This is a genomic window from Thermosynechococcus sp. QS41, from assembly GCF_031583515.1.
GTDB lineage: Bacteria > Cyanobacteriota > Cyanobacteriia > Thermosynechococcales > Thermosynechococcaceae > Thermosynechococcus.
Map to the genome: position 1 here is coordinate 929213 of NZ_CP134181.1, position 26259 is coordinate 955471.

At 53.8% G+C, this 26259-nt stretch carries 22 protein-coding genes; 12 read left to right on the forward strand and 10 right to left on the reverse strand.

Annotated elements, in window-relative coordinates; all coding sequences use genetic code 11:
* Nucleotides 1–2 precede the first annotated feature (2 nt).
* Complete coding sequence (locus RHJ80_RS04395; protein ID WP_302678954.1) at nucleotides 3–581, forward strand: hypothetical protein; 579 nt, start codon at nucleotides 3–5, stop codon at nucleotides 579–581.
* Between the two features lie 33 nt (nucleotides 582–614).
* On the opposite strand, the gene RHJ80_RS04400 is transcribed toward RHJ80_RS04395, so the two are convergent.
* Nucleotides 615–2243, reverse strand: a complete 1629-nt coding sequence (locus RHJ80_RS04400; protein ID WP_310801543.1) for a hypothetical protein — start codon at nucleotides 2241–2243, stop codon at nucleotides 615–617.
* 418 nt (nucleotides 2244–2661) lie between these two features.
* Between RHJ80_RS04400 and RHJ80_RS04405 the strand changes: the two genes are divergently transcribed.
* Nucleotides 2662–4488, forward strand: coding sequence for an ABC transporter ATP-binding protein (locus RHJ80_RS04405; RefSeq protein WP_310801544.1), 1827 nt, complete (start codon nucleotides 2662–2664; stop codon nucleotides 4486–4488).
* Here the strand turns inward: RHJ80_RS04405 and RHJ80_RS04410 are convergent.
* Nucleotides 4460–5623, reverse strand: a complete 1164-nt coding sequence (locus RHJ80_RS04410) for an MFS transporter (RefSeq protein WP_310743438.1) — start codon at nucleotides 5621–5623, stop codon at nucleotides 4460–4462. The genes RHJ80_RS04405 and RHJ80_RS04410 overlap by 29 nt on opposite strands.
* Before the next feature lie 74 nt (nucleotides 5624–5697).
* Here RHJ80_RS04410 and RHJ80_RS04415 point away from each other — a divergent pair, with 74 nt between their 5' ends.
* The 4 genes from RHJ80_RS04415 to RHJ80_RS04430 all read left to right on the forward strand — a co-directional run bounded on the left by RHJ80_RS04415 (nucleotide 5698) and on the right by RHJ80_RS04430 (nucleotide 9694).
* Nucleotides 5698–6681, forward strand: a complete 984-nt coding sequence (locus RHJ80_RS04415) for an AEC family transporter (protein ID WP_310801545.1) — start codon at nucleotides 5698–5700, stop codon at nucleotides 6679–6681.
* 83 nt (nucleotides 6682–6764) lie between these two features.
* Nucleotides 6765–8129 (forward strand): type IV pilus twitching motility protein PilT, encoded by a 1365-nt coding sequence (locus tag RHJ80_RS04420; RefSeq protein WP_302678959.1) that lies wholly within the window; start codon nucleotides 6765–6767, stop codon nucleotides 8127–8129.
* Between the two features lie 4 nt (nucleotides 8130–8133).
* The gene (locus tag RHJ80_RS04425) at nucleotides 8134–8862 is read left to right on the forward strand and encodes a circadian clock KaiB family protein (protein ID WP_310801546.1); all 729 of its coding nucleotides are present in this window, start codon (nucleotides 8134–8136) and stop codon (nucleotides 8860–8862) included.
* Nucleotides 8863–8914: 52 nt separating this feature from the next.
* On the forward strand, nucleotides 8915–9694 hold the full coding sequence (locus RHJ80_RS04430; RefSeq protein ID WP_310801547.1) for an FAD-binding domain-containing protein: 780 nt from the start codon (nucleotides 8915–8917) through the stop codon (nucleotides 9692–9694).
* A 2-nt stretch (nucleotides 9695–9696) separates the two neighbouring features.
* Here the strand turns inward: RHJ80_RS04430 and RHJ80_RS04435 are convergent, their stop codons facing one another.
* The 5 genes from RHJ80_RS04435 to RHJ80_RS04455 all read right to left on the reverse strand — a co-directional run bounded on the left by RHJ80_RS04435 (nucleotide 9697) and on the right by RHJ80_RS04455 (nucleotide 13527).
* Nucleotides 9697–10134: an ATP-binding protein gene (locus RHJ80_RS04435; RefSeq protein WP_149817272.1), complete on the reverse strand. Its 438-nt coding sequence runs from the start codon at nucleotides 10132–10134 to the stop codon at nucleotides 9697–9699.
* Between the two features lie 234 nt (nucleotides 10135–10368).
* Nucleotides 10369–11313 carry a branched-chain amino acid ABC transporter permease gene (locus RHJ80_RS04440; RefSeq protein ID WP_206201237.1) on the reverse strand — a complete coding sequence of 315 codons (945 nt, stop codon included), beginning with the start codon at nucleotides 11311–11313 and terminating at the stop codon, nucleotides 10369–10371.
* 8 nt (nucleotides 11314–11321) lie between these two features.
* Nucleotides 11322–11618: a hypothetical protein gene (locus tag RHJ80_RS04445; protein WP_206201238.1), complete on the reverse strand. Its 297-nt coding sequence runs from the start codon at nucleotides 11616–11618 to the stop codon at nucleotides 11322–11324.
* A gap of 14 nt (nucleotides 11619–11632) precedes the next feature.
* The gene (locus RHJ80_RS04450) at nucleotides 11633–12874 is read right to left on the reverse strand and encodes a hypothetical protein (RefSeq protein ID WP_310801548.1); all 1242 of its coding nucleotides are present in this window, start codon (nucleotides 12872–12874) and stop codon (nucleotides 11633–11635) included.
* A 44-nt stretch (nucleotides 12875–12918) separates the two neighbouring features.
* Nucleotides 12919–13527 (reverse strand): hypothetical protein, encoded by a 609-nt coding sequence (locus RHJ80_RS04455; RefSeq protein WP_206201240.1) that lies wholly within the window; start codon nucleotides 13525–13527, stop codon nucleotides 12919–12921.
* Between the two features lie 173 nt (nucleotides 13528–13700).
* Here RHJ80_RS04455 and RHJ80_RS04460 point away from each other — a divergent pair, with 173 nt between their 5' ends.
* From RHJ80_RS04460 to RHJ80_RS04485, 6 genes are all read left to right on the forward strand, one after another.
* Nucleotides 13701–14711: an isochorismatase gene (locus tag RHJ80_RS04460; protein WP_310801549.1), complete on the forward strand. Its 1011-nt coding sequence runs from the start codon at nucleotides 13701–13703 to the stop codon at nucleotides 14709–14711.
* Nucleotides 14712–14788: 77 nt separating this feature from the next.
* On the forward strand, nucleotides 14789–15835 hold the full coding sequence (gene fbp / locus RHJ80_RS04465) for a class 1 fructose-bisphosphatase (protein WP_206201242.1): 1047 nt from the start codon (nucleotides 14789–14791) through the stop codon (nucleotides 15833–15835).
* A gap of 3 nt (nucleotides 15836–15838) precedes the next feature.
* Complete coding sequence (gene zwf, locus RHJ80_RS04470) at nucleotides 15839–17368, forward strand: glucose-6-phosphate dehydrogenase (RefSeq protein ID WP_310801550.1); 1530 nt, start codon at nucleotides 15839–15841, stop codon at nucleotides 17366–17368.
* Between the two features lie 66 nt (nucleotides 17369–17434).
* Complete coding sequence (opcA, locus tag RHJ80_RS04475) at nucleotides 17435–18769, forward strand: glucose-6-phosphate dehydrogenase assembly protein OpcA (RefSeq protein ID WP_310801551.1); 1335 nt, start codon at nucleotides 17435–17437, stop codon at nucleotides 18767–18769.
* A gap of 11 nt (nucleotides 18770–18780) precedes the next feature.
* Complete coding sequence (locus RHJ80_RS04480) at nucleotides 18781–21030, forward strand: cation:proton antiporter (protein WP_310801552.1); 2250 nt, start codon at nucleotides 18781–18783, stop codon at nucleotides 21028–21030.
* 299 nt (nucleotides 21031–21329) lie between these two features.
* Nucleotides 21330–22412, forward strand: a complete 1083-nt coding sequence (locus tag RHJ80_RS04485) for a hypothetical protein (RefSeq protein ID WP_310801553.1) — start codon at nucleotides 21330–21332, stop codon at nucleotides 22410–22412.
* A gap of 151 nt (nucleotides 22413–22563) precedes the next feature.
* Here the strand turns inward: RHJ80_RS04485 and RHJ80_RS04490 are convergent, their stop codons facing one another.
* The 3 genes from RHJ80_RS04490 to mnmG all read right to left on the reverse strand — a co-directional run bounded on the left by RHJ80_RS04490 (nucleotide 22564) and on the right by mnmG (nucleotide 26245).
* Nucleotides 22564–23400: an EcsC family protein gene (locus tag RHJ80_RS04490; protein WP_310801554.1), complete on the reverse strand. Its 837-nt coding sequence runs from the start codon at nucleotides 23398–23400 to the stop codon at nucleotides 22564–22566.
* A 224-nt stretch (nucleotides 23401–23624) separates the two neighbouring features.
* Nucleotides 23625–24197 (reverse strand): Uma2 family endonuclease, encoded by a 573-nt coding sequence (locus RHJ80_RS04495; RefSeq protein WP_310801555.1) that lies wholly within the window; start codon nucleotides 24195–24197, stop codon nucleotides 23625–23627.
* A 134-nt stretch (nucleotides 24198–24331) separates the two neighbouring features.
* Nucleotides 24332–26245 (reverse strand): tRNA uridine-5-carboxymethylaminomethyl(34) synthesis enzyme MnmG, encoded by a 1914-nt coding sequence (mnmG, locus tag RHJ80_RS04500; RefSeq protein ID WP_206201248.1) that lies wholly within the window; start codon nucleotides 26243–26245, stop codon nucleotides 24332–24334.
* Nucleotides 26246–26259 lie beyond the last annotated feature (14 nt).

Sequence of the window (26259 nt, forward strand, 5' to 3'; positions counted from 1 at the left end):
GCATGGCGATCGCCCTCAGCCAAATTGCCCAATATCTCCAACGGCACCAACTGAACTATCGGTTGAATGCGGCCAACCACCAAATTATTACGGGCGTCAACGGTGATCACCTTGAGCGATTTATCGTCGTCATTGAGCTAGATGAGGGAGGCGAGTTTTTTAAGCTTTATGCCCCCAATCTTTTGCCGGGGATTAAAACCCACCAGTTTCGTGATGCCATTTTGCAAACGCTACTGTGCATTTCGTGGCAGACAAAAATGTTGCAGTGGGAGTACGACCCCAATGAGGGTGAAGTGCGTGCCATGATTGAATTCCCCATTGAGGACAGCACCCTCACCGAACGGCAATTTTTTCGCTGCTTGGGGGCACTCGTGGAAATCGTTGACAATACAGTGCCGCGACTGCGAGAGTTGGTTGAACACGAGCCTCCGCCGCTCGACGCGGATCTGGCCATGGGCGAACGCCTATTGCTGACGATTCAGGAAGAAGCACCGGGGCTATTGGATCTCATTGCCCAAGCTCTTGAAGCCCGTCGCCAACGGGGTCGGGTCAGTTTGAATTTAGAGAATTTAGACACCTAAGTCAGACATCTAGAGTTCTGTTTAGATTCAGATTCAAGACGAGGGGGGTGCAGGGGGCGTTTGCCGCGCGTAGAAGCGGCCATTCTTCATTTCAATCAACCCTTGACACTTTTCACAACTAAAGCGCCACAGCTTACCGACCGGAACTTTCAGCGGGTGATGACAATGGGGACACTCGCCACTCCATACCTCCTCATCCCCAAGCATCCACATACTGCCCACGACCATCGGCAGACCGATGATGGTTCCTAATCCCGTGGCACAAAAGCCCAGACCCATGACTATGCCGGCAAGACCTGCCACCTTTGATTGATGATCGCGGGGGACTTTTTCAATGGTGGGAATGGTGTAAATCTCGGATTCAGAGGGGGGCTGGGGGGGTTCTGTGGCGGTTTCAGGGGGTGGTGGGGGTTCTTGTGTCTTATCTGCCTGAACCGGTGGCTCAGGCTCGGCCTCTAACCAAGGATCCCGTAGGGGAGGATAGTTGGCGGCTTCTTGGTGTTGGGGAAGGGCAGAAGATTCTGAAGGAACTGGGGGTGCAGTGGGCAACATGTCTGAGACTGCCCAAGGATCCTCAACAACAGAGGCAGCGTCTGGGGCGATCGCCCCCTCAGGCGAGGATTCAGCTTCAGCCGTCATCTCAGCAGTCATGGCGGGCTGGGGGTCGATCTCCGCCTCTAAGGCTTCTAGGGCGGCAATATCCTCAGTCGTCGGTTCAGGGAAGTCGTATGCTTCAAGGGTCGGTTGCTCTAGGGTAGCTTCAGAGAGTTCGGGTGCTGGTTCAGGGATCTCAGCAATACTGTCTTGGGCTTCTGGTGTTGCAATGCTCTCTTCTATGGACTCAGAAGCTTCTGGAGGTGGTTCAGCAGCGACTTCGAGGACTGGCAATTCCCATTCCCCTGAGAACCCCCCAACGGTACTGGCTTCAATGTGTTCTTCTTGCAGCGAGGGCGACTCAGATGGAGATTCTTCACGGTCAGTATTGGGTTCTGGTGAGGGTGGGTTGGGGTCAAAGGCGGCAGCTAAATCTGCCAAACTAATGTCCTCATCAGGATCGATTTCTGGAATCTCATCTAGGAAACGCTCTTGCGGCTCACTGATGGGTTCTGCCCCTGTTCCATTCTCAGTGACTTGCTCTAGGGGAGGAGCTACATCCCCATATTCAGGTGTGCTCTCTACTGGAATCGGGTGTTCCTTCTCTTCGGGCGATCGCGCCACAGCATCCTGACTTTCAGGTGTGGCAGGTACCTCGGAGGTCATAAAAGCAGACATTAAATCCAGCAGCGTGGGTTCAGGGGAGGGTGGCTCAGTCGCTGCCGTTTCGGTGCCCCATGGATCCTCGACCACGTCTCGATGGGGTTGGGTGGGTGGCAGGACTTGGAGCTGAAAATGACTTTCCCAGAGAGGGACGCCCAACACCCGTGACTCAATGAAAACCCGTTGAATCTCTGGCAAGTGCAATTTTTCTAAGGCAGTGCGGATCAAGGTTACGGCTGCCCCCTGATTGAGTATTTTTTCTGAATGCAGCGTGATCATTAACTCCTCGGCCTGACGTACCACAGTGGCCTTTACCCGCTTTGGCAGGAGGACAGCATTCAGCAGCGTACCAATGGCACGGGGGTCGCCCTGCCGCGCAATATCCAGCAAACGGGAATCACTCATAAACCGATCAATAGAATGGAACGGGGTGCCGCTAGTTCTAGCCTACTGCGATTTCAAAAGAGTGATAGGGAGCGGGTGGCGATCGCTTGACTATCCTACGTATCAACGACCAAGCTAACCTACACCCTAAGTTTAGAGCGGTTGAGAAGCTTGGAAAAAATCCCTTCGGCATCAAGGACATCCATACCATTTTCTGAAGCGGCGGCTACAGGATCCTTGATTTGTGCGTTACCCTTTCGGCGTAACTTACCTTTTCGGGGATTTCAGTGGGGCTATGCGGGGGATTAATAGCCCGAACTACCTTTAGTGTAGCTAAGGGATGGCCAGATGACAACTCCCTAAAGCGTGTAAATTGTTACAAACAATTACAAGCACCCACTAGACTGGGAAAAAGGATGTTCACAAATTTCAGCAGGGCATGACAGCGGCAACACGCTCCACGGATTGGCAACTTTTGCAACGACTGATTCCTTACCTCAAGCCCTATCGCTGGGGACTGGTGGGAAGTGGCTTGCTCTTGATTCCCTTGGCGGCAGCAGCAGCATTACAACCGATCATCATTGGTCAGGCGATCGCCTTCCTCAAAGGCGAAGAAAGTACCTATAGCTTTTTGAAACCTTTGACCCTGACCCAAGGGATTGATCTACTGAGCATTGCACTGCTGATTACCGTGGTGCTGCGCTTTGGGGTGCAGGCGGTGCAGGGGTACTGGATTCAAAAAATTGGCCAAAACATTACTGCCGATATTCGCCATGACTTATTTGACCACGTGCTCCGGTTATCGTCGCGCTTTTTTGACCGCACCCCCGTCGGTAAGCTCATTACCCGCTTGACCAGTGATGTGGATGCTCTGGGGGATGTGTTTGCCACTGGCGCCGTGGGGGTTCTCAGCGATGTCTTCTCAATGCTGGTGGTCATCCTGACAATGTTTTTCATTGACCGCCTCCTAGCAACGCTGCTGCTGGCCTTGGTACTGCCGATCACTGCCCTGATTATCTATTTTCAACATCGCTACCGCGTGGCCAACTACAAATCCCGCGAGGAGCTGTCGCTACTGAATGCCGATCTTCAGGAAAACATCGTTGGCATTACCGTGGTGCAACTGTTTCGCCGTGAGGCCTTTAATAGCCAACTGTTTCGGCGGCGCAATCAACGCTACATCAAAGAGGTGGATCGGACGATTTTCTACGATTCGGCAGTATCAGCAACGTTGGAGTGGATTGCCTTTGTGGCGATCGCGGGGGTTCTCTGGCTGGGCGGTGCCTTGGTGGAGCAGCGCACGATTGACTTTGGCACTTTGGCCACGTTTATTCTCTTTTCCCAGCGCGTTTTTGATCCGCTGCGGCAGTTGGCGGAGAAATTTACCACGGTGCAAGCGGGCTTAACCGCCATTGAGCGCATCCATGATCTGCTCTCAGAACCGATTGAAATTCAGGATCCCGATCGCACCTTTTTGCGTTTGCCCAAGCCAGAAAATACAGCCGCTGCCGTTGAGTTTCGCGATGTCTGGCTGGCCTACAAAGACGATGACTATGTCCTCAAGCAACTTTCCTTTCAGATCCATGCTGGCGAAAAGGTGGCGATTGTTGGTCCTACGGGTGCAGGTAAAAGTTCAATTATTCGCTTGCTTTGTCGCCTCTATGATCCAACGCGCGGTGAAGTCCTTGTTAGTGGTCGCAATGTCCGCGACTTTACCCAAGCAGAACTGCGGCAGCACATTGGCGTGATTTTGCAGGATAGCTTTCTCTTTTCAGGGGATGTGAAAAGCAACATTGCCCTCGGTGACAACTACACCCTTGCCGAAATTCAGCGGGTGGCCGCCGAAATGAACATTGCCGACTTCATTGAGCAGTTGCCCCAAGGCTATGACACTCCCCTGCGGCAGCGGGGCACGAATCTATCAGCGGGGCAGCGACAACTTTTAGCCTTTGCGCGGGTAGCGATTCGCAATCCAGAAATCCTTGTCCTTGATGAGGCAACCGCCAATTTGGATGTGGGTACAGAGGTAATGATTCAGGAGGCCTTGAACCGCCTGTTGGTGAATCGAACCGCCATTATGATTGCCCACCGCCTCGCCACGATTCGCCATGTGGATCGCATTTTTGTGCTCAAACGGGGACAACTGGTGGAGCAGGGCACCCACAGTGAACTCTTGGCCCGCAATGGGGTGTATGCCCATCTCTACCGGTTGCAAGCACTCGCTGAAGAAGCAGCCCCTAAGCAGGATGCCTCGCCCCTTGCCTAATCCACAATAACAGTGGCAGCCCTAGCAGTTGTAGCCCTACCGACACCAATACTAACAGCCCCAAGGAGCGATCGTAGAGCACTCCCATGAGGAAACTGCCGAGAAACCACGCTAAGCCATAACCAGTGCTAAAGATGCCATAGGCTGACCCCCGCCGCTCTGGGGGGACGAGGTTGGCGACGATCGCCCGCACAATGGATTCTTGGGCACCCATGCCAATACCCCACAGCACCATGCCCCAAATCACCGCAGAACTGAGGAAGACCAAGGGAGCAAAGCCTACCGACAGCACAACCGCAAGGATCAAGGCCATGATGCCAATGCGATCCAGTAAGTACCCAAAGAGCAGCGCAGCCACGGCATCAACCCCCATCGCCAAGGCGTAGAGCAGCGGGATTTGGCTCGTTTGCAGACTGTCTCCCTGCTGTAAATGAAAAGCAATCAAGGGGAAATCCACATAACCGGCGCCCAGAAAGGCCACGGCCAATAGATAAATCCAAAACAGTGTTGGTAGTCTTTTGGTATTCAGATCCTGCACCACCGTTTCAAAGTCCCGTGGCTCTGGGTACCGCCGCTGCGTCACCAATAAAACGACCAGCCCCATCAGGGCAGGGATGGCGAGGACGGCAAAACTCCATTGATAGTGCTGGGTGAGGGCAAAGACGCCGGCCACCATCAGCGGCCCAACAACGGCACCAATTTGATCCATCGCCTCATGGAGACCAAAGCCAAAGCCGCGACCCACTTGGCGAGCACCGTAGGAGAGCAACACATCGCGGGGGGGTGTACGAATCGCTTTACCGGTGCGCTCAGCAATCATGAATCCCGCTAGGACTTCCCAACGATGGGTCAAGGCCATGAGGGGCACAGCTAAGGTATTGATGGCATAACCAAGGGTGGTAATGCGCCAATAGGCACGGGTACGATCGCTGAGATAGCCAATCCCAAGGCGTAGACCATAGCCGATGAATTCCCCCAAACCCGCTACGAGGCCGACAACGGTACCACTGGCACCCAATACTCCTAAATAGACCCCCGTAAGACTGCGGGCGCCTTCATAGGTGGCGTCGGCACAGAGGGAGACCACCCCTAGGAGCACGACAAACCTGAGGGCGGAGCCTTTTTGGCAAACCATGACTCAACTCCTGTATTTAGGAATTTAGGAATGTCCACAGTATATTGAGTGGAGAATCGTTAAGGGCGATCGCAATGGCGGATGCACTCAGCGCAGCTAGCCCCTTAGTCATTTGGACAAGTCTGGGGTTCATCTGTGGCCGTTGGTTGCCGGCAGTGATTCCCCAATGGTTGGGACGCGGCCTCTATTGGGTCGGAGTACCCATTCAAATTTTTGCTTTGGTGCGGCAAACCAACTTCGCGGGGTTAATTTGGTTGGCACCGGTGCTGGCCTTTGTGGCGCTCATTGTCGGCTATACCCTTGCCCAAGGCCTTTACTATTGGCAGCAACGCTACTTTCAGCCCCAATGGCTCCAATATACTCCTCCCTTCCTGACAAGTACAGTTCCCGAAGGAGAAAGTCGCCGCTTTCAGGGGAGCTATCTGATTGCCAGCATTCTCGGCAATACGGGCTTTGTCGGTTTGGGGGTCACGATTCCTCTCCTGAGTGCCACGGCATTGCCCTGGGCAGCCTTCTATGCCATTACCCAAAATGCCCTCGGCACCTATGGATTGGGTTCATTTCTCGGTCAGTACTACGGTAAGGGCAATGATCAACCTTGGTGGCGCGCCTTGGCGGTGATTCCAACCGTGCCGACCCTTTGGGCCTCCATGGCCGGCTTTGCGACCCATGATCTTTCCTTTCCCGAGGCGATTGAAAAGTTGTGTGAGATGGATATTCACTTGGTGATTCCCTTTGCCTTTGTCCTCACTGGAATTCGTTTGAGTCGGCTCCCCGGCTGGCAAAGTTTTCGTATGGGGTTGCTGCCTATGTTAGTGAAGACGTTGTTGCTGCCATTGACGATGATGGCGATCGCCTATGGTTTGGGCTTGCGGGGCGATACGTTGCTGGCGATCGCGATTATGACTGGTACGCCCACCGCCTTTGCCGCGCTAATTTTGGCAGAGGAATACGAACTCAATACCGAACTGCCACCGGCGGTGATTGCTCTGAGTACCCTGAGCTTTGTGGGGGTGTTACCGCTGTGGGTGTTCCTGTGCCGCCAAGTTTTAACATAACGCTAACGACTGCTCTCCTTTTCCAAGAACAGTGGCACACTGAAAATACCTGATCCATTGCTAGCCCTCTCACGAGTTTCCCTATGACGAATCCCCAAAGTCCTCCTCCTCCACCGCCACGTGTTCCCAATTCACCCCCGATGCCACCGCCCCGGCCGCCAATGGGGGCGGGTGTTCCGCCGCTGCCTCCCCAACCGGGAATGGCGCCTCCCCGTCCTGCTGCCCCCCCACCGCCTCCCCAAGGGATGCCCCCACAGCCCGGCATGCCGCCTCGACCCATGCCACCACAACCGGGGATGCCGCCACGACCAATGCCGCCGCAGCCGGGAATGCCCCAACAGGCAGTACCGACCCAACCGATGCCCACACCAGCCGCGCGGATCTCTGGCCCGACAATGGAACAACTGGTGCGGGAGGCTTTTGAGCACGGCTATTCCGATATTCATGTTGGGGTTGGCGAAGCGCCGCGCTTTCGCGATCGCGGACGTTTAGAAATTACCAACTATCCCGTTACTGATGAGGAAACCTTTAACTACTGGCTGAATGAACTGCTGACCCCCCAACAAATTGAGCAGTTTCGCACCCACCTTGAATACGATGGTGCCTATCAGTACGAAGGGCTATGCCGTGTGCGGATCAACATCTTTGTCGCCCTCAAAGGCCCCGCCATGGTGCTGCGCTTGATTCCGGTGAAGATTCTGACCCTAGAGCAATTGAATTTGCCGCCGGTCTTCAAGGATCTCTGCCACTACCACAAGGGTCTGATTCTGGTGACAGGGCCAACGGGTTCCGGGAAATCCACCACCCTTGCGGCAATGGTGGACTATATCAATACCGAAATGCCGAAGCACATTATCTCCATTGAAGACCCGATTGAGTTTGTGCACCAAAGTCGCCGTGCCCTGATCCGCCAGCGGGAGGTGGGTATCCATACACTGAAGTTTGACAATGCTCTGAAGGCGTCATTGCGGGAAGACCCCGATATTATTCTGATTGGGGAGATGCGCGATCGCGAGACAGTGAATACAGCCCTAAAAGCAGCGCAAACGGGTCACTTGGTCTTTGGTACGTTGCACACCAACAGTGCCGTGAAAACGATTGAGCGGATCCTCAACCTCTACAACCCCGATGAACAAGGACCGATGCGGATGCAGGTGGCGGAGTCGCTGGTGGCAGTCATTGCCCAAGCCCTTGTGCGTACGACGGATGGTAAGCGGGCAGCGATTCACGAGATCATGATCAACACCGATGCCATCAAGGACTACATTTTGCGGGGTGAAGTGGAGGAAATTGAGGCGATTATTCCGCAGTGTCGGTATGACGGCATGTGCACGATGAACCAATGCCTCTACGAACTCTATGAGGCGGGGCGCATTGATGAGGAAACCGCCATCGAAAACTCCCCCAAACCCAACGAAATGGCGCAAATTCTACGGGGTCGTGTCTAGGGCAATGGTTGGCCTCAAGCCTGTCTTATACAAGGGGTTGGCCCTCTTTACACCGGGGGAGGATGTGGTCTTTTGCCGTGACCCATCAAAACAGGGGCATTGGCATCAGTCGCTTTGTCAAGCCCTGCAACAACTGTTGGATTTGGAGGAGCCGCCCCTTTTCCTATCCCCCTGCTACACAGCGGCGGTAGATTACTGGTTTGATGAGGAGCAGCAATGCCTGCGAGTGGCGGCGGAGGTCTATCCCTTGGCATGGCCCCATCGTCCCCTATTGAATGCCCTCTTTGCCCCTGCTCATCAGCCCACATTGCCGTGGCAGTTGGTACAGGATCCGCAGCATCCCTGCGATGTCCAAGCCCTAGAGGCCTACCGCAGCAGCTTTCCCCAACTGTGGGAGCATCACCAACTGATCTATGATTTGCAGGAAGCCACCCCCCTGAGCAGTTTTGCACCGCGTCCTTCGGAACCCGATCGCTATGTCTTTCGCCTCTATGTGCGTGGAGAAACCCATGCCACGGAACTTGCCCTGAAGAATCTCCATGACTTGCTGAGTCGCTTCCTCAAGGTGCCCTATACGCTCAAAGTGGTGGATGTCACCAAGCAACCCGATCTGGCGGAGGAGGATCAAGTGCAGGCCACGCCAACCTTAGTGCGGGTCTATCCCCAGCCGGTGCGCCGCCTTGTGGGACACTTGGATAATCGCGATCGCCTGCAACGTTTGTTAAGCCCTTAGACCGATGCCAAATTCTGCTAAAGATCTGCTCGCGGCTGCTGCTGTGGAGCGAATGGCGGGAACTCGTGATGCCTATGTGCCCTATCTGCGCCAAGTCTTTGCCGATGTGGTGGGGGCGGATGACGCGGTCAGTGAAACCCGTGGTGGCTTAGCAGCAGCCCAAGAGCGTTTGGCCAAGATACAGCCTCTACGGTATGGCAAAAGTCGCAACTTTTTGGCGGGGGCAGTAACGGGGCTTTCGGCCTATTTGCGCCATGGGGTGATTAGTTTGGCAACTGTGCGCGATCGCCTGCGGGAAGTGGTGTCTCACCCCCATCAAGCGGAAGCCTTACTGCAACAACTGGCGTGGCGAGACTATTGGCAGCGCCTCTATGCCCGTTGGGGCGATCGCCTGTGGCAGGACATCGAACCCTATAAAACGGGTTGGCAAGCAACCGATTATCAAACCGACTTACCTCCTGCACTCATCGCAGCGGAAACGGGACTGGCCTGTATGGATGCCTTTAGTGCCGACCTACAACGAATGGGCTACTTGCATAACCATGCGCGGTTATGGTTGGCGGCCTATGTGGTGCATTGGTGTCGGGTGCGCTGGCAGGCGGGAGCCGCTTGGTTTTTGCAGCATCTCCTCGATGGCGATCCGGCCAGTAATAACCTCTCGTGGCAGTGGGTGGCCAGTACCTTTAGCCACAAGCCCTACTTTTTTAACCGTCAAAACCTCGAGCGCTATAGCGATGGCAAATACTGTCGCCAGTGTGCGATGGGCGATCGCTGTCCCTTTGATGCCACCTACGAGGAATTGGCAGCCCGCCTTTTCCCCCACAAGGAATAGGGTTATTGGGGAGTCGGCTTCACGGTTTTGCGCAGAATCAAACAGTTACCCGTATTGCCCACGCGCTGATAGTCCAATTCATCCATGATGGTTGCCAAGAGGCGTAGGCCGCGTCCCCCTTCGGCATCGAGGGCAATTTGGCTGGGGAGTGTTGCCAGTTTGGCCATCAAATCAAAGGGATCCCCTTGATCCCAAATGCGCAATTCAATCACAGTGTCTGCAAGGGAGAGATCAATGCGAATGGGGGTATCGCTGGCGCGATCGCGATGGGCATGGCGCACAGCATTGGTAAACCCCTCGGCAAGGGCGAGTTCCAATTTCAACCACTCTTCGATGGGCAGCGTCGTGGGGCGATATTGATTGAACCATGCCAAGAGAGCCTCCAGTTGGGTCAGGTCACTGGTCAGGGTTAGGGAAACCGTGGTGAAGGGAGGCGTCATAGGCTGAGTTGTCCTTGCTGGGGTGGAATCAGTTGCAGAGCTTTAGGATCGGATACCAAGAGGTCAAAAACAGCTCCGCAGCTCGCCCTGCCCACTGAATGTAAAGGATGCAAATGGAGCCATGACGAATAGACGTTTCGCCGCTGGAGGGCTGCTGAGATGGGCTGCAGGAGAAAGAGGGTTCAATGGGGCAACGCAGATGGGACATGAAGCAGCCAAATGCAGGAGGCCTGATTACATTTTCCTCGTTTTGTTGCCCAATAGGGTGCACCAGAGCGATCGCCAGTTGGGAGGCTGGCACAACCCCTGGGGAAAGAACCGTGTGCCGAGGATAATCAGCAACCCATAGAGCATCAGACGGCCATCGCGGAAAAAAGTGGCCACTGCCACTGGCAAATAGGGTTGATCGGCGAGTCCCCGCAGGAGTTCAGGCAGAGCTGTAAAGAGCATACCGCCAGCGATCGCCCCCACAAACGTGCGATTGCCCCCCACCAGCACTGCTGTCAGTGCCAACACCCCCATATCAAACGTGCCCTGACGCGGATTCCAAGTATTCAAAAGATGGGCCGCCAAAACTCCCGCCACCCCCGCTAGAATTGCCCCCAAGACAAAACCCAAAACCTTGTAGCGAGTGGTATCAATACCGAGGGTCTGTGCCACCAATTCATCGGCACGAATGGCCTGCATCGCCTTGCCCGCACGGGTCTGTTCCAAGCGACCGATGGCGATCGCCACCATGACCAGCAAGGGCAGCGTCAGCCACAAATAGCCCAAGGGTGTACTAAAGGGTTGGGGAATGCCAAAGATGCCGATCGCCCCCCCGGTCACCTCCAGATTGAGTGCCAACACCCGCAGCACCTCAGAGAAAGCAATCGTGGCAATGGCAAAATAAATGCCCCGTAACCGCAGCACCGGCACCCCCAAGCCCCAGCCCACCACACCACAGACCACAGCCGCCAACACCATTTCCCCCAGCACCAAGGGCACGGGATAGGGGTTCAGGTCAGGAAAAAGACGGGTTGAGACCAAGGCAGCAATATAGCCACCCATGGCATAAAACGCTGGACTCGCAAGGGAGAGTTGGCCACTCATCAGAGGCAAATAGAGCGACAAGGCCAGCATCGCCCCCAAGGTCATTGAAACCAGTAGGAAGTCGTACGTGCCGAGCCAACCCGCCATAATTACTGCTAAGCATCCATTGCACAGGCCGGCACGCTGGCCGCAGCAAGCTGCTGCAACTCCGCAATAATGGCTGCTTCGAGGGCGTTATCCCCAAGGCGAATCGTCAGACGCGACAGCCGCAGGGAGGCCGTAATCCGACCGCTAGGGAAATCGAGCCACACCAACTGTTGAAATTGGCGACAGCGACCACCATGGCGCTGGGCAAGGGTAGTGAGTTCCTCGTTGGTGGGCGATCGCCCCAGATCCACATCAACCACCCATGTACCGCCACATTCCCGCCGTTTAGAGAGTTGAATTGGCATTCTCAGAACTGAACTTATAGGCGTTGAGCATAAAATTCACACCAAGGATCGCCCTTTTCCCGCGCCTTCACCTCTGCCCCTTGAAACACACCGCCCCGTTGAAAGAGACGATTGTAAAACGCCTCATCTAAGACAGGCTTCTGTTGAATGCGCCCGTTATAGACAATGTTCATCATTGCCGGTACCGCCCCTTGGGCAAAATAGCAGGCCGGTTGGGCAGCATGGGGATAAGAGGCTAAGAAGTAGTTGGTTTCGTAGTTGCCATCAATCGCCACCCGACAGGATTCATTCCCGACCACCTCTAGGGCTTGCCAACGCCCCCATCCCAAACTACTGGCAACAGCATACCCCCCGTGAATCCAATCGGTATCGGTTTTTAACATCGGGCCAACGACTGTTTCCCACTCCAAAGACTCCATGATATTGCCAAAGGTGTAAAAGACACAAACATGGCCTGATTCACGGATCAAGGCCTGCCCCACCTCTAGAAGCTGCGGATCTACCTTTTGCAGCTCATCAAGGAAACGGTACTGAATGCGGTTGTAGTAGTTGGCGGGCATGCGCGTCAGCAGCACATTAAAGGCACGAATTTGACCATTCGCATCCCCTTCCAGGGGCAGTCCCCAGAGGGCTTCGTTCACCGCATCGTAGTCCACACTGGTTTCTGGCTGCGGCAGGGGCGCCAGTTGATCAATGAGCTTGCCCATTTGCGGACTCGGTGTTAGGGAGCGGCGCACCGGTGCTTTGGTCACATGGATCATGCAGTGATCCTGCCGCGTCACCGCCATACAACTGGTTTCTTCAGCCACATAGGTACCCAACGCCGCAAAGGTGGCATCTAGGGCTGCGGCCACATAACCCACCGCCAAGTGATCAATGGGTTTCGTGCGGCTCACCTGCTCACCGTATTTTCCAAGCCAGCCCTCTGCATAGTGGGAGTGGGTTAATTCCACTTCACCCCCCTCTTCTGTCACCTCAAAGTTGAGGCGGCCGAAGCCCAAAAAGCTAAAAATCTGGGCGGCGGTGGCAAGGCGTTCCGCTGGCGTTTGCACTCCCAACGTATTAAAGGCATTGGCGAGCAAGCTATAGAAAATCTCTTGGGCTGAGGTCTGTAGGATACTGACGCCATCAATCCAGTCGGGGTCTTCAATGGTTTGCTGGAGAAATAGGTTGTAGTGGTGGCAGTGGAAAATCACTGGTTCGTCAAAAAAAGCCACCAGCTTGCGGGGGCGATCGATACGGAGATGCTCAAACATAGGGCCAATCTTTTGTTAAATGGTGAAGGGTGAGTCAAATCAACCTAGGGAAGGGCAACCGGCAGGCGTTCCACACCCAAGATATCGGCCACGCCCTTGTAGAGAATGCGCACTTCCCGTTCATCCAACTGGCCTTTTTCCAATCGCTCGCGGTGCAAGCCCGTTTTCAACGACAGCCGCAGCGCCACAAAGTTGGGATCCGGCGCATAGCGACGGGCATAGCTAAGCAGCAGTTGAGCGACGGAGGTGGTGTTGTCTTGGACAGGCGGCAACAGGGGCTTGCCATCCGCCAAGATCGCCTTGATCCGCTCAAAGACCAGCTTCAGGTTCGTGCTACCCTTGGTGAGAAAGAGGACAAAGTAGGGAGTTTTGCTAAAGGCTTTGATGACCAATCGCACCTCTGCCGAACCCGCTAGCAGATAGTCTGCCTCTGAGGCCGGATCCACCACTTGGCACACGCGATTGTTGGCTCGCAGCAGATCGCTGGCATAGGCACCCAAAGAACTCAAGGACTCATTTTCAAGGCTATTGCCACTGTAGTTAATTTCGGCAATGGTTGCTCCATCCGTCGTGCGGCCAATTAACACAGCTAACACGCCCGGGACTCCGGCAATATGTTGCTCTAAAACACTCTTGAGTGTACGCACCAGCATTGCGAATTTCCCAATCAAGATTAAGCTTTGACTAACTCTACTTTATAGAGGTAATCAATTGTTGCGCATCCGTAGAATTTCTGATATTCTAGACTTTTATTAAAAATTAACAATTGTATCCAAAAATACTTTTTACACTATTTTGCAGCGGGTCTGCAGCGGATCCCTTGCCTATGGCGCCGATCAAAGAACTGCCTATCCCCGATTTTTTTGATGCCACTAAGGTTGCTCAAGTGTGGCGCGTTCCCTACCAAGAGCGAGCAGTGCAGGCGCGGCAATGGGCACAGCAGTATCAAATTCCCCCTGCCGCTGAGGATCGGCAGCGTACGATCCTTTTGCTCATTGATGTGCAAAACACCTTTTGCCTACCCGACTTTGAGCTATTTGTCCAAGGGGCGGTTGCGGATAATCAACGCCTCTGCCGCTTTATCTACACCCACCTTGCCCACATTAGCGAGATTATTGTTACCCTCGATACCCATACCGCCAGTCAAATTTTTCATCCCCTCTTTTGGAGAGATGCTACCGGGGAACCGCCGCCACCTCTAACCACGATTACCGTTGACGATGTTGAGCGGGGGCGATGGCAACCCAATCCCCATCTGCTAACCTCCCTCGGCATGACTGATCAAGAGAGTTTGCAGGCCTATGCCTGGCACTACGTTGCCCAGTTAGCCGCCAAAGGCAAATTTCCGTTGACGATTTGGCCTTACCACTCGATGCTGGGGGGGATTGGCCATGCACTGGTGTCTGCTGTGGAGGAGGCCTGTTTCTTTCATACTGTGGCGCGACAGCAGCAAACCCGCATCGAACTCAAGGGGAGCCACCCCCTGACGGAGAATTATTCGGTGTTGCGTCCAGAGGTGAGCCATGACCTCCAAGGGCGTCCTTTAGTGGCGGTGAATAGCGCTTTGATTGAGCATCTGCTGGCGGGCGATCGCCTGATCATTGCCGGTCAAGCCAAAAGTCACTGTGTTGCTTGGACGGTGGCCGACCTGCTCAGTGAAATTCAGCAGCGCGATCCCCAACTCGCCCAGCGGGTCTATCTCCTTGAGGATTGTATGTCCCCTGTGGTGGTGCCGGGGGTCGTGGACTTTAGCGAAACTGCCAATGCAACCTTTGCCGAGTTTGCTGCTGCCGGCATGCACCGGATCACCACTAGCAGTGCTCCTTGGAATCTTTAGTTGATCTAAAGACTTACCACTTCTGAAAAGAGACAGTTTAGGATCGGGGCTAGATGCATCCTCACTAGGGAGGGGCTATGACTGATTTTGCAGCCCACGAACAAGCCCTCGATCGCGATTGTTTGACCCTATCTCGGCACGTTCTCCAGCAACTCCAAAGCTTTGACGCCGCTGCCCAAGACCTGAGTGCCCTAATGAATCGCATTGCCCTTGCTGGCAAGCTCATTGCCCGCCGTTTGAGTCGAGCGGGTCTCATGGAGGGGGTGTTGGGCTTTACAGGGGCAGTGAACATCCAAGGGGAAGACGTCAAAAAAATGGATGTCTATGCCAATGAAGTCTTTATTGCGGCCTTCAAGCAAAGTGGCTTGGTGTGTCGCCTTGCTTCTGAGGAAATGGAGAAACCCTATTACATTCCCGAAAACTGCCCCATTGGCCGCTACACGCTGCTTTACGATCCCCTCGATGGTTCCTCCAATGTGGACATTAACCTGAACGTAGGCTCCATTTTTGCGATTCGCCAGCAGGAGGGCACTGATCTAGACGGCACCGCTGCTGATCTTCTACAAGATGGCCACAAGCAAATTGCCGCGGGCTATATTCTCTATGGCCCTAGTACGATGCTGGTCTATTCCCTGGGCAGGGGCACCCATGTTTTTGTCCTTGACCCTAGCCTCGGCGAGTTTATTCTGGCGATCGAGAACCTGCAAATTCCCGCTAGTGGCTCCATCTACAGTGTCAACGAAGGCAACTTCTGGGCATGGGAAGAATCCATTCGTAACTATGTCCGCCATGTCCATCGCCAGCCCGGCTACAGTGCCCGCTACAGTGGTGCCCTTGTCGGCGATATTCACCGCATCCTCATGCAGGGGGGGGTCTTTCTCTATCCGGGCACCCAGAAAAATCCCGCGGGGAAGTTGCGTCTACTCTACGAAGCGGCACCGATCGCCTTCCTCGTGGAACAGGCCGGTGGCAAAGCCAGTACCGGCACCCAACCCCTCCTCGATGTCGTGCCTGATCATCTGCACATGCGCACACCACTCATTATTGGCAGCCCTGAGAACGTTGCCCTTGTGGAATCCTTTATTCAGCCTACCCCTGCCAACGCAACTGTGACACAGGTGTAACCCATGGTAATCCTATTTGAAAATCCCCTGCGGGTCGGATTACGCCAAGAGCGCACCCCAGAACCACTGATTCTAGTGATCTTTGGTGCCAGTGGAGATCTCACCCAGCGCAAGCTCATTCCCTCCATTTATCAACTGAAACTGGAACGCCGTCTGCCCCCAGAACTCACGATTGTTGGTGTGGCGCGTCGCGACTGGAGTGATGACTATTTTCGCGAGCATCTGCGCCAAGGGGTCGAGGAATTTGGCGGTGGCATTCAGGCGGAACCCCTGTGGCAGGAATTTGCCCAAGGCCTGTTTTACTGCTCTGGCAATATGGATGATCCCGCCGCCTACACCAAGCTGAAAACCCTGCTGGCTGAGCTGGATGAAAAGCGCCAAACTCGCGGCAATCGCGTCTTTTACCTTGCGGTCGCACCGAACTTTTTCGTTGAAGCGATTCAACAACTAGGGGCAGCCGGTCTATTGAGTGATCCCCAAAAGCATCGCCTCGTCATTGAAAAGCCCTTTGGCCGCGATCTCACCTCTGCCCAAGCCCTCAATGAAGTGGTGCAGTCGGTGTGCAAAGAGGAGCAGGTTTACCGTATTGACCACTACCTCGGCAAAGAAACCGTTCAAAACCTGATGGTGTTTCGCTTTGCTAATGCTATTTTTGAACCCCTCTGGAACCGCCAGTACGTAGATCATGTGCAGATTACCGTTGCCGAAACCGTGGGGGTTGAAGACCGCGCGGGCTACTATGAAACTTCGGGTGCTCTGCGGGACATGGTGCAAAACCACATCCTTCAGTTATTGGCCTTGACCGCCATGGAACCCCCCAATGCCCTCGATGCCGATAGTCTGCGCAACGAAAAGGTGAAGGTGCTCCAAGCCACCCGTTTAGCAGATTTGGATAATCTCGATGCCTGTGCTGTCCGCGGCCAATACCGAGCCGGCTGGATGAAGGGCAAACCTGTGGTGGGTTACCGCGAAGAACCGGGGGTGAGTCCCACCTCCACCACGCCCACCTATGTGGCACTCAAACTGGTGATTGATAACTGGCGCTGGCAGGGGGTGCCCTTTTATTTGCGCACGGGTAAACGCTTGGCAAAAAAAGTGACGGAAATCTCGATTCAGTTTCGCGATGTGCCCCTGCTGATTTTCCAGTCGGCCGCCCGCCAAACCAACCCCAATATTCTAACAATGCGTATCCAGCCGAATGAGGGGATTGCCCTGCGCTTTGAGGCAAAGATGCCCGGTGCAGATCTGCGCACGCGCACGGTGGAAATGGACTTTAGCTACGGCTCCTCCTTTGGAATGGCAACGGCGGATGCCTATGCGCGGCTCTTGCTGGACTGCATGCTCGGGGATCAAACCCTGTTTACCCGGGCGGATGAGGTGGAAGCGGCTTGGCGGGTGGTGATGCCGGTGCTCAGTGCTTGGGATGCCCCTACGGATCCAGACACGATTCCCACCTATGAAGCGGGGACATGGGATCCCGATGCCGCAGAAGCGATGATTAATGCCGATGGTCGGCGGTGGCGGCGACTGTGATCTTTATCCATCATGGGAAGAGATGGGAATCAAGGCCGAACTTCATTCACAGATAGGTACCTAGGTATGGCAACTGAATCAACTCCCCTCGTAGCGCTCCAAGATCCCGTGGATGTCTCATTAGATGATATTGAGCAAAGTTTGCGGCAAATTTGGCTCAGCCATGGCGGGGATGGTACGGCGCCAGCAGCAGTGCGGGCAACCACCTTTACCCTAGTTGTCTATGAGGCGGATGATACCCAACAATTGCTAGCGGCCTTGGGCTACTACACAGGCCCCATTGATGGTATTCTTGGCCCCCGCATGCAGTCGGCGATTCGTGCTGCTGAAAAGAATCACAACTTGCCCTTGACGGGTCGAGTCACGCCCCAACTGCGGCAGGCCTTGCAGGCAGAATATGCTCAGGGAACCCCTCGGAGCGATCGCTATGCCGTGGATATGCGCGGTAGTGGCATTGCTGACGCGATCGCCAGCCAAAATCCCTGTCGGGTGATTGCCCTGTGTCCTACCCTTGGCGAAGATACGGGAATTACTGCTCAGGTGGCGGCCTACTGCCCGATCAACAAAAAGATGCGCAGTTCCCTCGTTTGCTGTGAATACATTACCCTCAAGGGCACCCATAGCGCCTTCCAGCGGGTGGAACCCCTGTTGCAGTCTTTAATCATTCGCGAACTCCCCCGCTTTTTGTGGTGGAAGGGGGACTTGTTCAATAACTTTGAGTTGTTTCAAACCCTTGCGCCCCAATTTAGCCGCGTGATTGTGGATTCCAGTGAATTTCTCGATCCGCTGCGGGGCTTGCGGGCAATTGCCCCCCTCCTTGAACAACCGCTTCCCCTAACAGATCTAAACTGGCGCCGTCTGGGGGCATGGCAAGAACTGGCCGCCGAAGCCTTTGATCCCCCCGAACGCCGTTTGGCCATTCAGGAAATTGATCAGGTGGTCATTGACTACGAAAAGGGCAATCCCGCCCAAGCTTTAATGTACCTTGGCTGGTTAGCTTCCCGGCTTCAGTGGCAGCCGCGCCAGATCCGCCACGAGTGCGGTGACTATGATGTCTATCACGTGGAACTGGTGGCCTCCGATCAACGGTTGATTAAGGCAGAATTAGCAGGCATTCCCACGGGTGATGCTGGCCTCGTGCTGGGGGATTTAATTGACCTCAAACTCACCTCCTCCAATCTCCAAGCCGATTGCTGTACAATCATTTGCTCAGAAACCCGTGGCTGTATGCGCATGGAGGCCGGGGGCAGTGCCCAATTGTGTCGCACCTATCATGTGTCTCCCCTGAGTGATCTCACGGCTGAGATCCTCTTGAGTCAGGAGCTGCAACGCTGGGGACAAGACTTCCTCTACAGTGAGAGTTTTGCCGTTGTGGCTCAGATGCTAGCCTTGATGCCCTAGCATGAGATCCCATGACTGAAGATTTTCGCCTTGTCATTGACCTCAGTGTGGTACTGGGGGCAGCGGCAGTGGGGGGTGTGTTGGCGGCTTTGCTGCGACAACCGATCCTGCTGGGCTACCTTTTGGCCGGTATGTTGGTCGGGCCAACGGGCTTGGGACTCCTCAAGGAAGTACCTCAAGTGGAAGGTTTGGCACAACTGGGGGTGGCCCTTTTGCTCTTTGCCCTAGGGGTGAGCTTCTCCCTCGGTGAAATTCGCAAAGTTCAAGGGGTTAGCTTGGGGGGCAGTGCCCTGCAAATTCTCCTGACCATTGCAGTTACAACGCTCATTTCCGTTGGGGTTGGCTGGGTAAGTTCCCCCAATCAGGGGATTTTCCTCGGTGCTGTCCTCTCCCTCTCTTCAACAGCAGTGGTGCTGCGCAGCCTCATGGATCGCAATGAGCTGGAGTCGATCCAAGGGCAAATTATGCTGGGCATCTTGGTGGTGCAGGATCTGGCGGTGGGCTTGATGATTGCCGTCTTACCCGCCCTGAACAAACCCCCAGAGGAGTTGGGACTTGCCCTCGGCCAAGCAGTCTTGACCATTGCTTTGATTGCCGTGGGGGCGATCGCCGCTGGGATGTGGTTGCTGCCCCCCTTGCTACGGCTACTGGCCAAAACAGAAAGTCGTGAGCTTTTCCTTTTAGGCGTCGTTGCCCTCTGTTTGGGAATTGCCCTGCTGACCCAGTATTTGGGGCTTTCAATTGAGATTGGTGCCTTTATTGCCGGTCTGATGATCTCCGAGGTGGAGTATGCCGATCAAACCCTCGATTACGTGGAATCGATCCGCGATGTCTTTACCACGCTCTTTTTTGCTTCCATTGGTATGCTCATTGATCCAGTATTTCTCTGGCAGCACTTGGATCGCATTATTGAACTGGTCAGCCTAGTGATTCTGGGTAAATTCCTGATCACCACCCCCATAGTCAAGCTCTTTGGCTATTCGTGGAAAACGTCATTACTGGCGGGGATTGGGCTGGCTCAGATTGGGGAATTTTCCTTTGTGCTGCTGACGGCAGGGCGGGGCTTGGGATTGGTGTCCCAACAAGTTTATCTGCTCACCCTCGGCACGACAGCAGTGACGTTGCTGGTGACGCCCTTTTTGTTAAAGCTGGTGCCTGTGCTGTTGGAACTGCCCCTACTGCGCCGCATCCTCAAGGAAGATGAAATCCTCGACATGGATTTAACGGGGTTGCCGCAGCGGAATCATGTGATTGTCTGTGGCTATGGTCGGGTCGGCAAGAGTGTGGTGAAACTCCTCCAAAAACAAAATTATCCCGTGTTGGTCATTGAGCAAAGTGAAACGGTGATTAACGAAGTGCGCGATGCCCAACTGCCCTACATTTACGGCAATGCCGCTAGTACCACCATTCTGGCCAAAGCAGGCGTCGATCAAGCCCTTGGTATGGCGATCGCCCTCTCGGATAGTATGAGTACCCGCCTCTGTCTCAAGCGTGCCCTAGAGTTTGCCCCGGAACTGGATGTCATTGTGCGCGCCAATAGCGATCGCGACATTGAGTTGCTTTATCAACTGGGGGCACGGGAGGTGGTGCAGCCCGAGTTTGAAGCCAGTCTGGAGTTGGCCGCTCATCTATTCTTTACGCTAGGCATGGGTGAACGCCACATTCAGCAGCAGGTACAACAGGTGCGCGACAGCCACTACGCCAATTTGCGCGGCGATACTCCCCCTGAGGGAACCGCCCGTCTCCTGCGGCAAGCAGCTCAGGATATGAATAGTCGCTGGCTGACCGTCCCTGAGGATTCCCCCATTCGGGGCATGAGTCTTGCGGAAATTCAACTGCGCCAGTTGACGGGGGTGACTCTGTTGGCCATTGTCCGTGCCGATGGTACTGAGGTGGATTATCCCAGTGGTGAAACCTGTCTTGAGGGGGGCGATCGCCTCCTGATTGTTGGTCAGCCAGCAGAGTTTGCAGCTTGTGAAGCCCTGATCAATGGCCGTGTCAGTGTGCCCCAAGGGGAAACCTTATTTCTTTGGATCATGTTGCCCAAAGAGATTGGCGAACAACATCGCACCATTGCCGATCTGCATCTGCCTGAGACCGTCACCATCCGTGCCCTGCGGCGAGAGGGAACGCTGCTCTTGGAACCCAAGGAGGACTGTCCCCTAATGGCGGGCGATCGCCTCCTCCTCACTGGCTCTATGGCTGCCCTACAGCGCATTGGCGATCAACTGCAAGCGCGATCCACTCCGCTGCCACCGTGAGCACGCAGTAGCCAGCACTGTAGAGATACTAATGATCCTTGACTATAGACTATAGCTAGAAAACTCACCCCGACGTGCCCCAAATGATCTTCTGTTCAGCCACAATCTCACTGCTAGGAGCATAGATCCAACTCTTGGATCATTTTCAGACCCAACAGTACCGCCAATGTCATTTGCCCAAACTTAATAAACTCTATTACTAACCAAATTAGCTTTAGCTTCTGTTAATAAGAATCAGCGCCTAGTATAATCTTAGACGAAGAATTATTCCTCCTCTAAAAACGGATATACAAGAAGTCATGCTACTAAATCAATCTTTGTCAAGAGGGATTGAGAAAACGATCAGGGCTATTAGACTGTTTCTGATTGCACCTGCAAGAAACCCAATTACAAAACTTGAGTCTTACCTATATTTGCCCTACATAGAAAAGAATGCAAACATACTTCAGTTTGACCGGGATATTAATATCGTAGATATCCCTATGAGAATTTGCTATCACTTAGTTCCGGAAGAATTTTCACAAAACTCACTCTATGGTATATCCAAAATAATCAAGCATTACGTTGGCATTCAGCCTAAAAAAAAGCTTCTGGCGCCTATCGAACATGGTTGCTATCTAGATGATTCCGGAGCACCTGACGATGATCCCTTTGCAAGGGCAATTATTACATTCAGTGAGTTTAGAAAAGAAGTTATTTTAAAGTATACAGAGAGGAAAGTATTACCTATAGGGCCATATATACATTACGCAGAGTTAATCGATATTGAAACACTAAAGGATTACAAGAAAAAACTTGGAAAAACGCTACTATTTTTCCCTGCACACTCAACCCATCTAATTAAAACTTCATTCAATCATTTACAGGCTATCGAATGGCTTAGAAGAGTATCAAAGGATGATCAGTTTGAATCAGTACTTATTTGTTTTTACTGGAAAGATTGCCGTCCTGAAATTGTAGAACTCTACCTGAATGCAGGGTTTCACTGCACAACAGCAGGTCACATTTATGATTGGAATTTTCTGAATCGTCTTAAATCAATCATCTGGCTGTCAGATGTCACTGCTTCTAACGCTATTGGTACTCACATTGGGTACTGTATTTACATGAATAAACCCCATTGGCTATTTGAACAACAGATAATCTGTACAGCAGATGTTCTGATCAACATTCCCTTGAAAATCAGGGTAGAGAATGGTATAAAATCTTATCAAGAAAGAAAAACATATCAATCAATTTCATCACATTTAACGAATTTATTTCGCGATATCTCACTGAGTGTTACACATGATCAGTATGAAGCCTGTAACTATTTTTGGGGATTTAACTGTATCAAGACAGCAGAAGAAATGAAAAGAGAATTGACTCCATTAATTGAATAAAACTGAGTAACCCCGATAGTGACAAACGATTGTTTCTTTTTCTTTTCTTGAGGTAGCCATTCCAAAACAGCGTCATCGGCAAGATAGTAGTGGATTGTTTCTTCCACAGGGATTTGGGCACGACCATAGACCTTGGCGGCGGTAGCCGCTGTCAACCATCCACTCCGCTGCCACCGTGAGCACGCAGTAGCCAATGCAACTGATAAACATATCGCGCGGTCGTTGCCACTTCTCGGGCAAATTGTTCGCTTTCCAGAACCCCCAAAGCAGTGCCAATCACGGGGATCAACTCGCCACTCAATTCTTCGCTCAACATCACTAATGCGCGACTCAACACCGCCTCCACCGTGTTGTCGGTAAAAACTTCAAAGGCACTGTCTTCCAAGAGGCCGGCGATCGCCCCCCGTTCACTGTCCTCAGAAGGATGCAGCAAACTCAACAATAGATGCTGACGTTCCTTGGCAGTGCCGGCAAAACTGATCCCCAATGCGCCCCAGATGATGTGCTGTTCAACTGTGGTCTCACTGCCAAAGCCATAGCACAAGCCCACCGCTTGAATGGTTTTGAGACCCAATAGCAGAGTCAACCCCACATCCACCAGTTCGCCCAGAAAGTCAAAGGGAGCAGTGATCAGGGCTTCCAAGGCAGCGTTGGTCAAGGCCGCACCGGCAACCCTAGCTTGCAGGCGATCGCACACCTCTAGGGGTTGATCCTTGAGATCCTGCCAATGATCGACTGGCATCCGAGTGTTCCCCAATCGCTGTTTCAGGTGTTGCCAAGCCTGATCACTATTGGCTAGTAGGCGATCGCCCGCCTTACGCAGAATCGCTAGATGTTCAGGGGACAACATCCGACTGACATGACGCTCGACTGTGGCATTGACCGATTGCACCGCCTGTTGCAGAGGGTTCGTTTCTTCCCGCAGCCAAGCACTGATTTTTTGAATTTGTTGCCGCTCATAATCCGTAAGAGCAAGATTGCGGGTCATCGTGGCCACACCCGGGAATAACAAACCGTAAGATGAAAACCTTGCTCCTGCCGCAGCAATTGCCAAGCCGCCACAAACCAGCGCCATAATTCCCCCATAGAGTAACCGCGATAGCGACAAACCACTCCACGAATCAGGGCACTGACCTAGGGCGCGCCAAGCCTCGACACTCATGCTGGGGAAGGGCAGTACGAACGGCAGAGCCGTCCTATAATAGAGAATCCCTAATCCCAAATCAAGGTGAAATCCATTACAAAGTTAGGCAACAGGGGCTCTCCTGAAAGACAAGGGGGATGTTCCAAAACCTGCACAGCTTGCCCAGATCGATAACAGTAAACCTGTCGCATTTCGGGATCAACTAACCAACCCAGTTGGGCACCATTGTCCACATACTCCTGCATCTTGACTTGGAGAGCAGCCAAATCATCCGTTGGCGACTTGAGTTCCAACACAAAATCAGGACAGAGGGGGGCAAAGCGGCGCCGTTGCTCAGGGGTGAGGCGTTGCCAGCGACTTTTTTCAATCCAAGCAGCATCAGGGGAGCGAATGGCGCCATTGGGTAAACGAAAACCAGCGGAGGAGTCAAAGGCTACACCCAGCTTTGTTTGTTGGTTCCAGTGCCATAACTGGGCACTGAGACTGAGGTTTTGACGGCTACTTTCACTGCCGGCAGGCGCCATGGCAATCAATTCTCCCTGAGCGCTACGCTCTAGCCGTAGCTCAGGGTTACTACGGCAAAGTTGCTCGAAGGCTTCATCAGTTAATTCAATCGTGGGACGCAGGTTCAGAGCAATCATGGGTTTGTTTTGCAAAAAAGGGAGCTTTTGGCCAAGGGAGATGCTTGCTCGCTTCCCCAACTGGGTTGCCAGAAGTATACAGGGGAGCTTGATGTCTGACATAGGACAACTCTAGTTCAGCCGGCCACACGGTTCTAGCTCCCCACCGCCGTTAGGGATTGCCGCTGCTGTTGCACTTGGAGATAGACCAAAAGGGCATTAATATCTGCCGGGTTGACCCCACCAATACGGCTGGCTTGACCAATGGTGAGGGGGCGGATGGTACTGAGTTTTTCCCGTGCTTCCATTGAAAGGGTGGGGATGGCAAAGTAATCCAAATCCGCAGGGAGCGGACGCTGGTCTTGACGGGCAATCTGCTCAATTTCCCGTTGCTGCCGTTCAATGTAGCCGGCGTATTTAATGGCAATTTCAACCGCCTCTTTCTCTTGGGGAGTCAGATCGGGATTGCCAAGGCCATGGCGATCCAGTAGGTCGTAATGTACCCCCGATCGCCGCAGCAACTCATCAAGGGCAATGGCACTCTTAATCGCTTGACCCGTCGCGGCCACAATCGCTTCGCCCACGGGTTCATGGGCTTTAATGCGCGTCATTTGCAGGCGTTGGGTCTCCGCCGCAAGGCGCTGTTGCTTTGCTTGAAACACTTGCCACTGGGCTTCACTCACCAAGCCAATCTCGTGCCCCAAGGGGGTGAGCCGCTGGTCAGCATTGTCCGATCGCAACACCAAGCGATATTCCGAGCGGCTGGTGAGCATGCGGTAGGGTTCCCGCAGTTCCTTCGTGCACAGATCATCAATCAGGGTGCCGATGTAGCTCTCTTGGCGTGGGAAGGTGATCATCGGTTTCCCCTGAACAAAGCGAGCCGCATTGATCCCGGCCACAATCCCTTGGGCGGCGGCCTCCTCATAGCCGGTGGTACCGTTGATTTGTCCGGCACAAAACAGCCCCTGAATCTTTTTCGTCATCAGGGTGGGAAAGCACTGGGTTGCCGGCAAGTAGTCGTATTCCACTGCATAGGCCGGACGCAGCATGATGCAGTTTTCTAGCCCCGGCAGGGTGCGCAACAGTTGCAATTGCAGCGGTTCCGGTAGCCCCGTGGAAAAGCCTTGGATATAGAGTTCTGGTGTATCGCGGCCTTCGGGTTCAATGAAAATTTGATGGCTTTCTTTGTCAGCAAAGCGGACAATTTTATCCTCAATACTGGGGCAGTAGCGGGGGCCTTTGGCATCCACCCAACCGCCATAGACGGGCGTCAGGTGCAAATTTTCGCGAATGAGTTGGTGGGTAGCAGCGGTGGTGCGCGTCAAGTAGCAGTTCATTTGGGGTCTTTCCACCCATGCGGTGGGGTCAAAGCTAAACCAGCGTACCTGCTCATCTGGGGGTTGCGGTTCCATCTTGCTGTAGTCCACCGATCGCCGATCCACCCGTGCGGGTGTTCCTGTTTTCAGGCGATCCACCTCAAAACCGAGCCGTGCTAAGGTTTGGGAGAGTCCCTCAGCGGCAAATTCGCCAGCCCGACCAGCGGCCATGGATTTATTTCCCACCCAAATGCGGCCACCGAGGAAGGTTCCCGTTGTCAGGATCACTGCTTGACAGCGAAAGGCGACGCCAAAGTAGGTTTCAACCCCAATCACCGTGTCATTGGCATCAAGGACTAAATCCGTGACCATGCCTTCGCGCACGAGCAAGTTGGGCTGATTTTCCACCACCTGCTTCATGACGGCGCTGTATTCGCGCTTATCGGTTTGCGCCCGCAATGCCCAGACCGCTGGCCCCCGTGAGGCATTCAGGAGCCGCTTTTGCAGATAAGTGCGATCGGTCACACGCCCAATTTCGCCCCCAAGGGCATCCACTTCATGCACCAGTTGCGATTTTGCGGGGCCACCCACGGCAGGATTACAGGGCTGCCAAGCAATTTTATCGAGGTTGAGGGTCAGCAAGAGGGTACGACAACCCAACCGTGCCGTTGCCAAGGCCGCTTCACAGCCGGCGTGACCGGCACCAACAACAATGACATCAAATTCATCCTGAAACGCAGGCAGCGTTGACATGGCGATTGCACCCT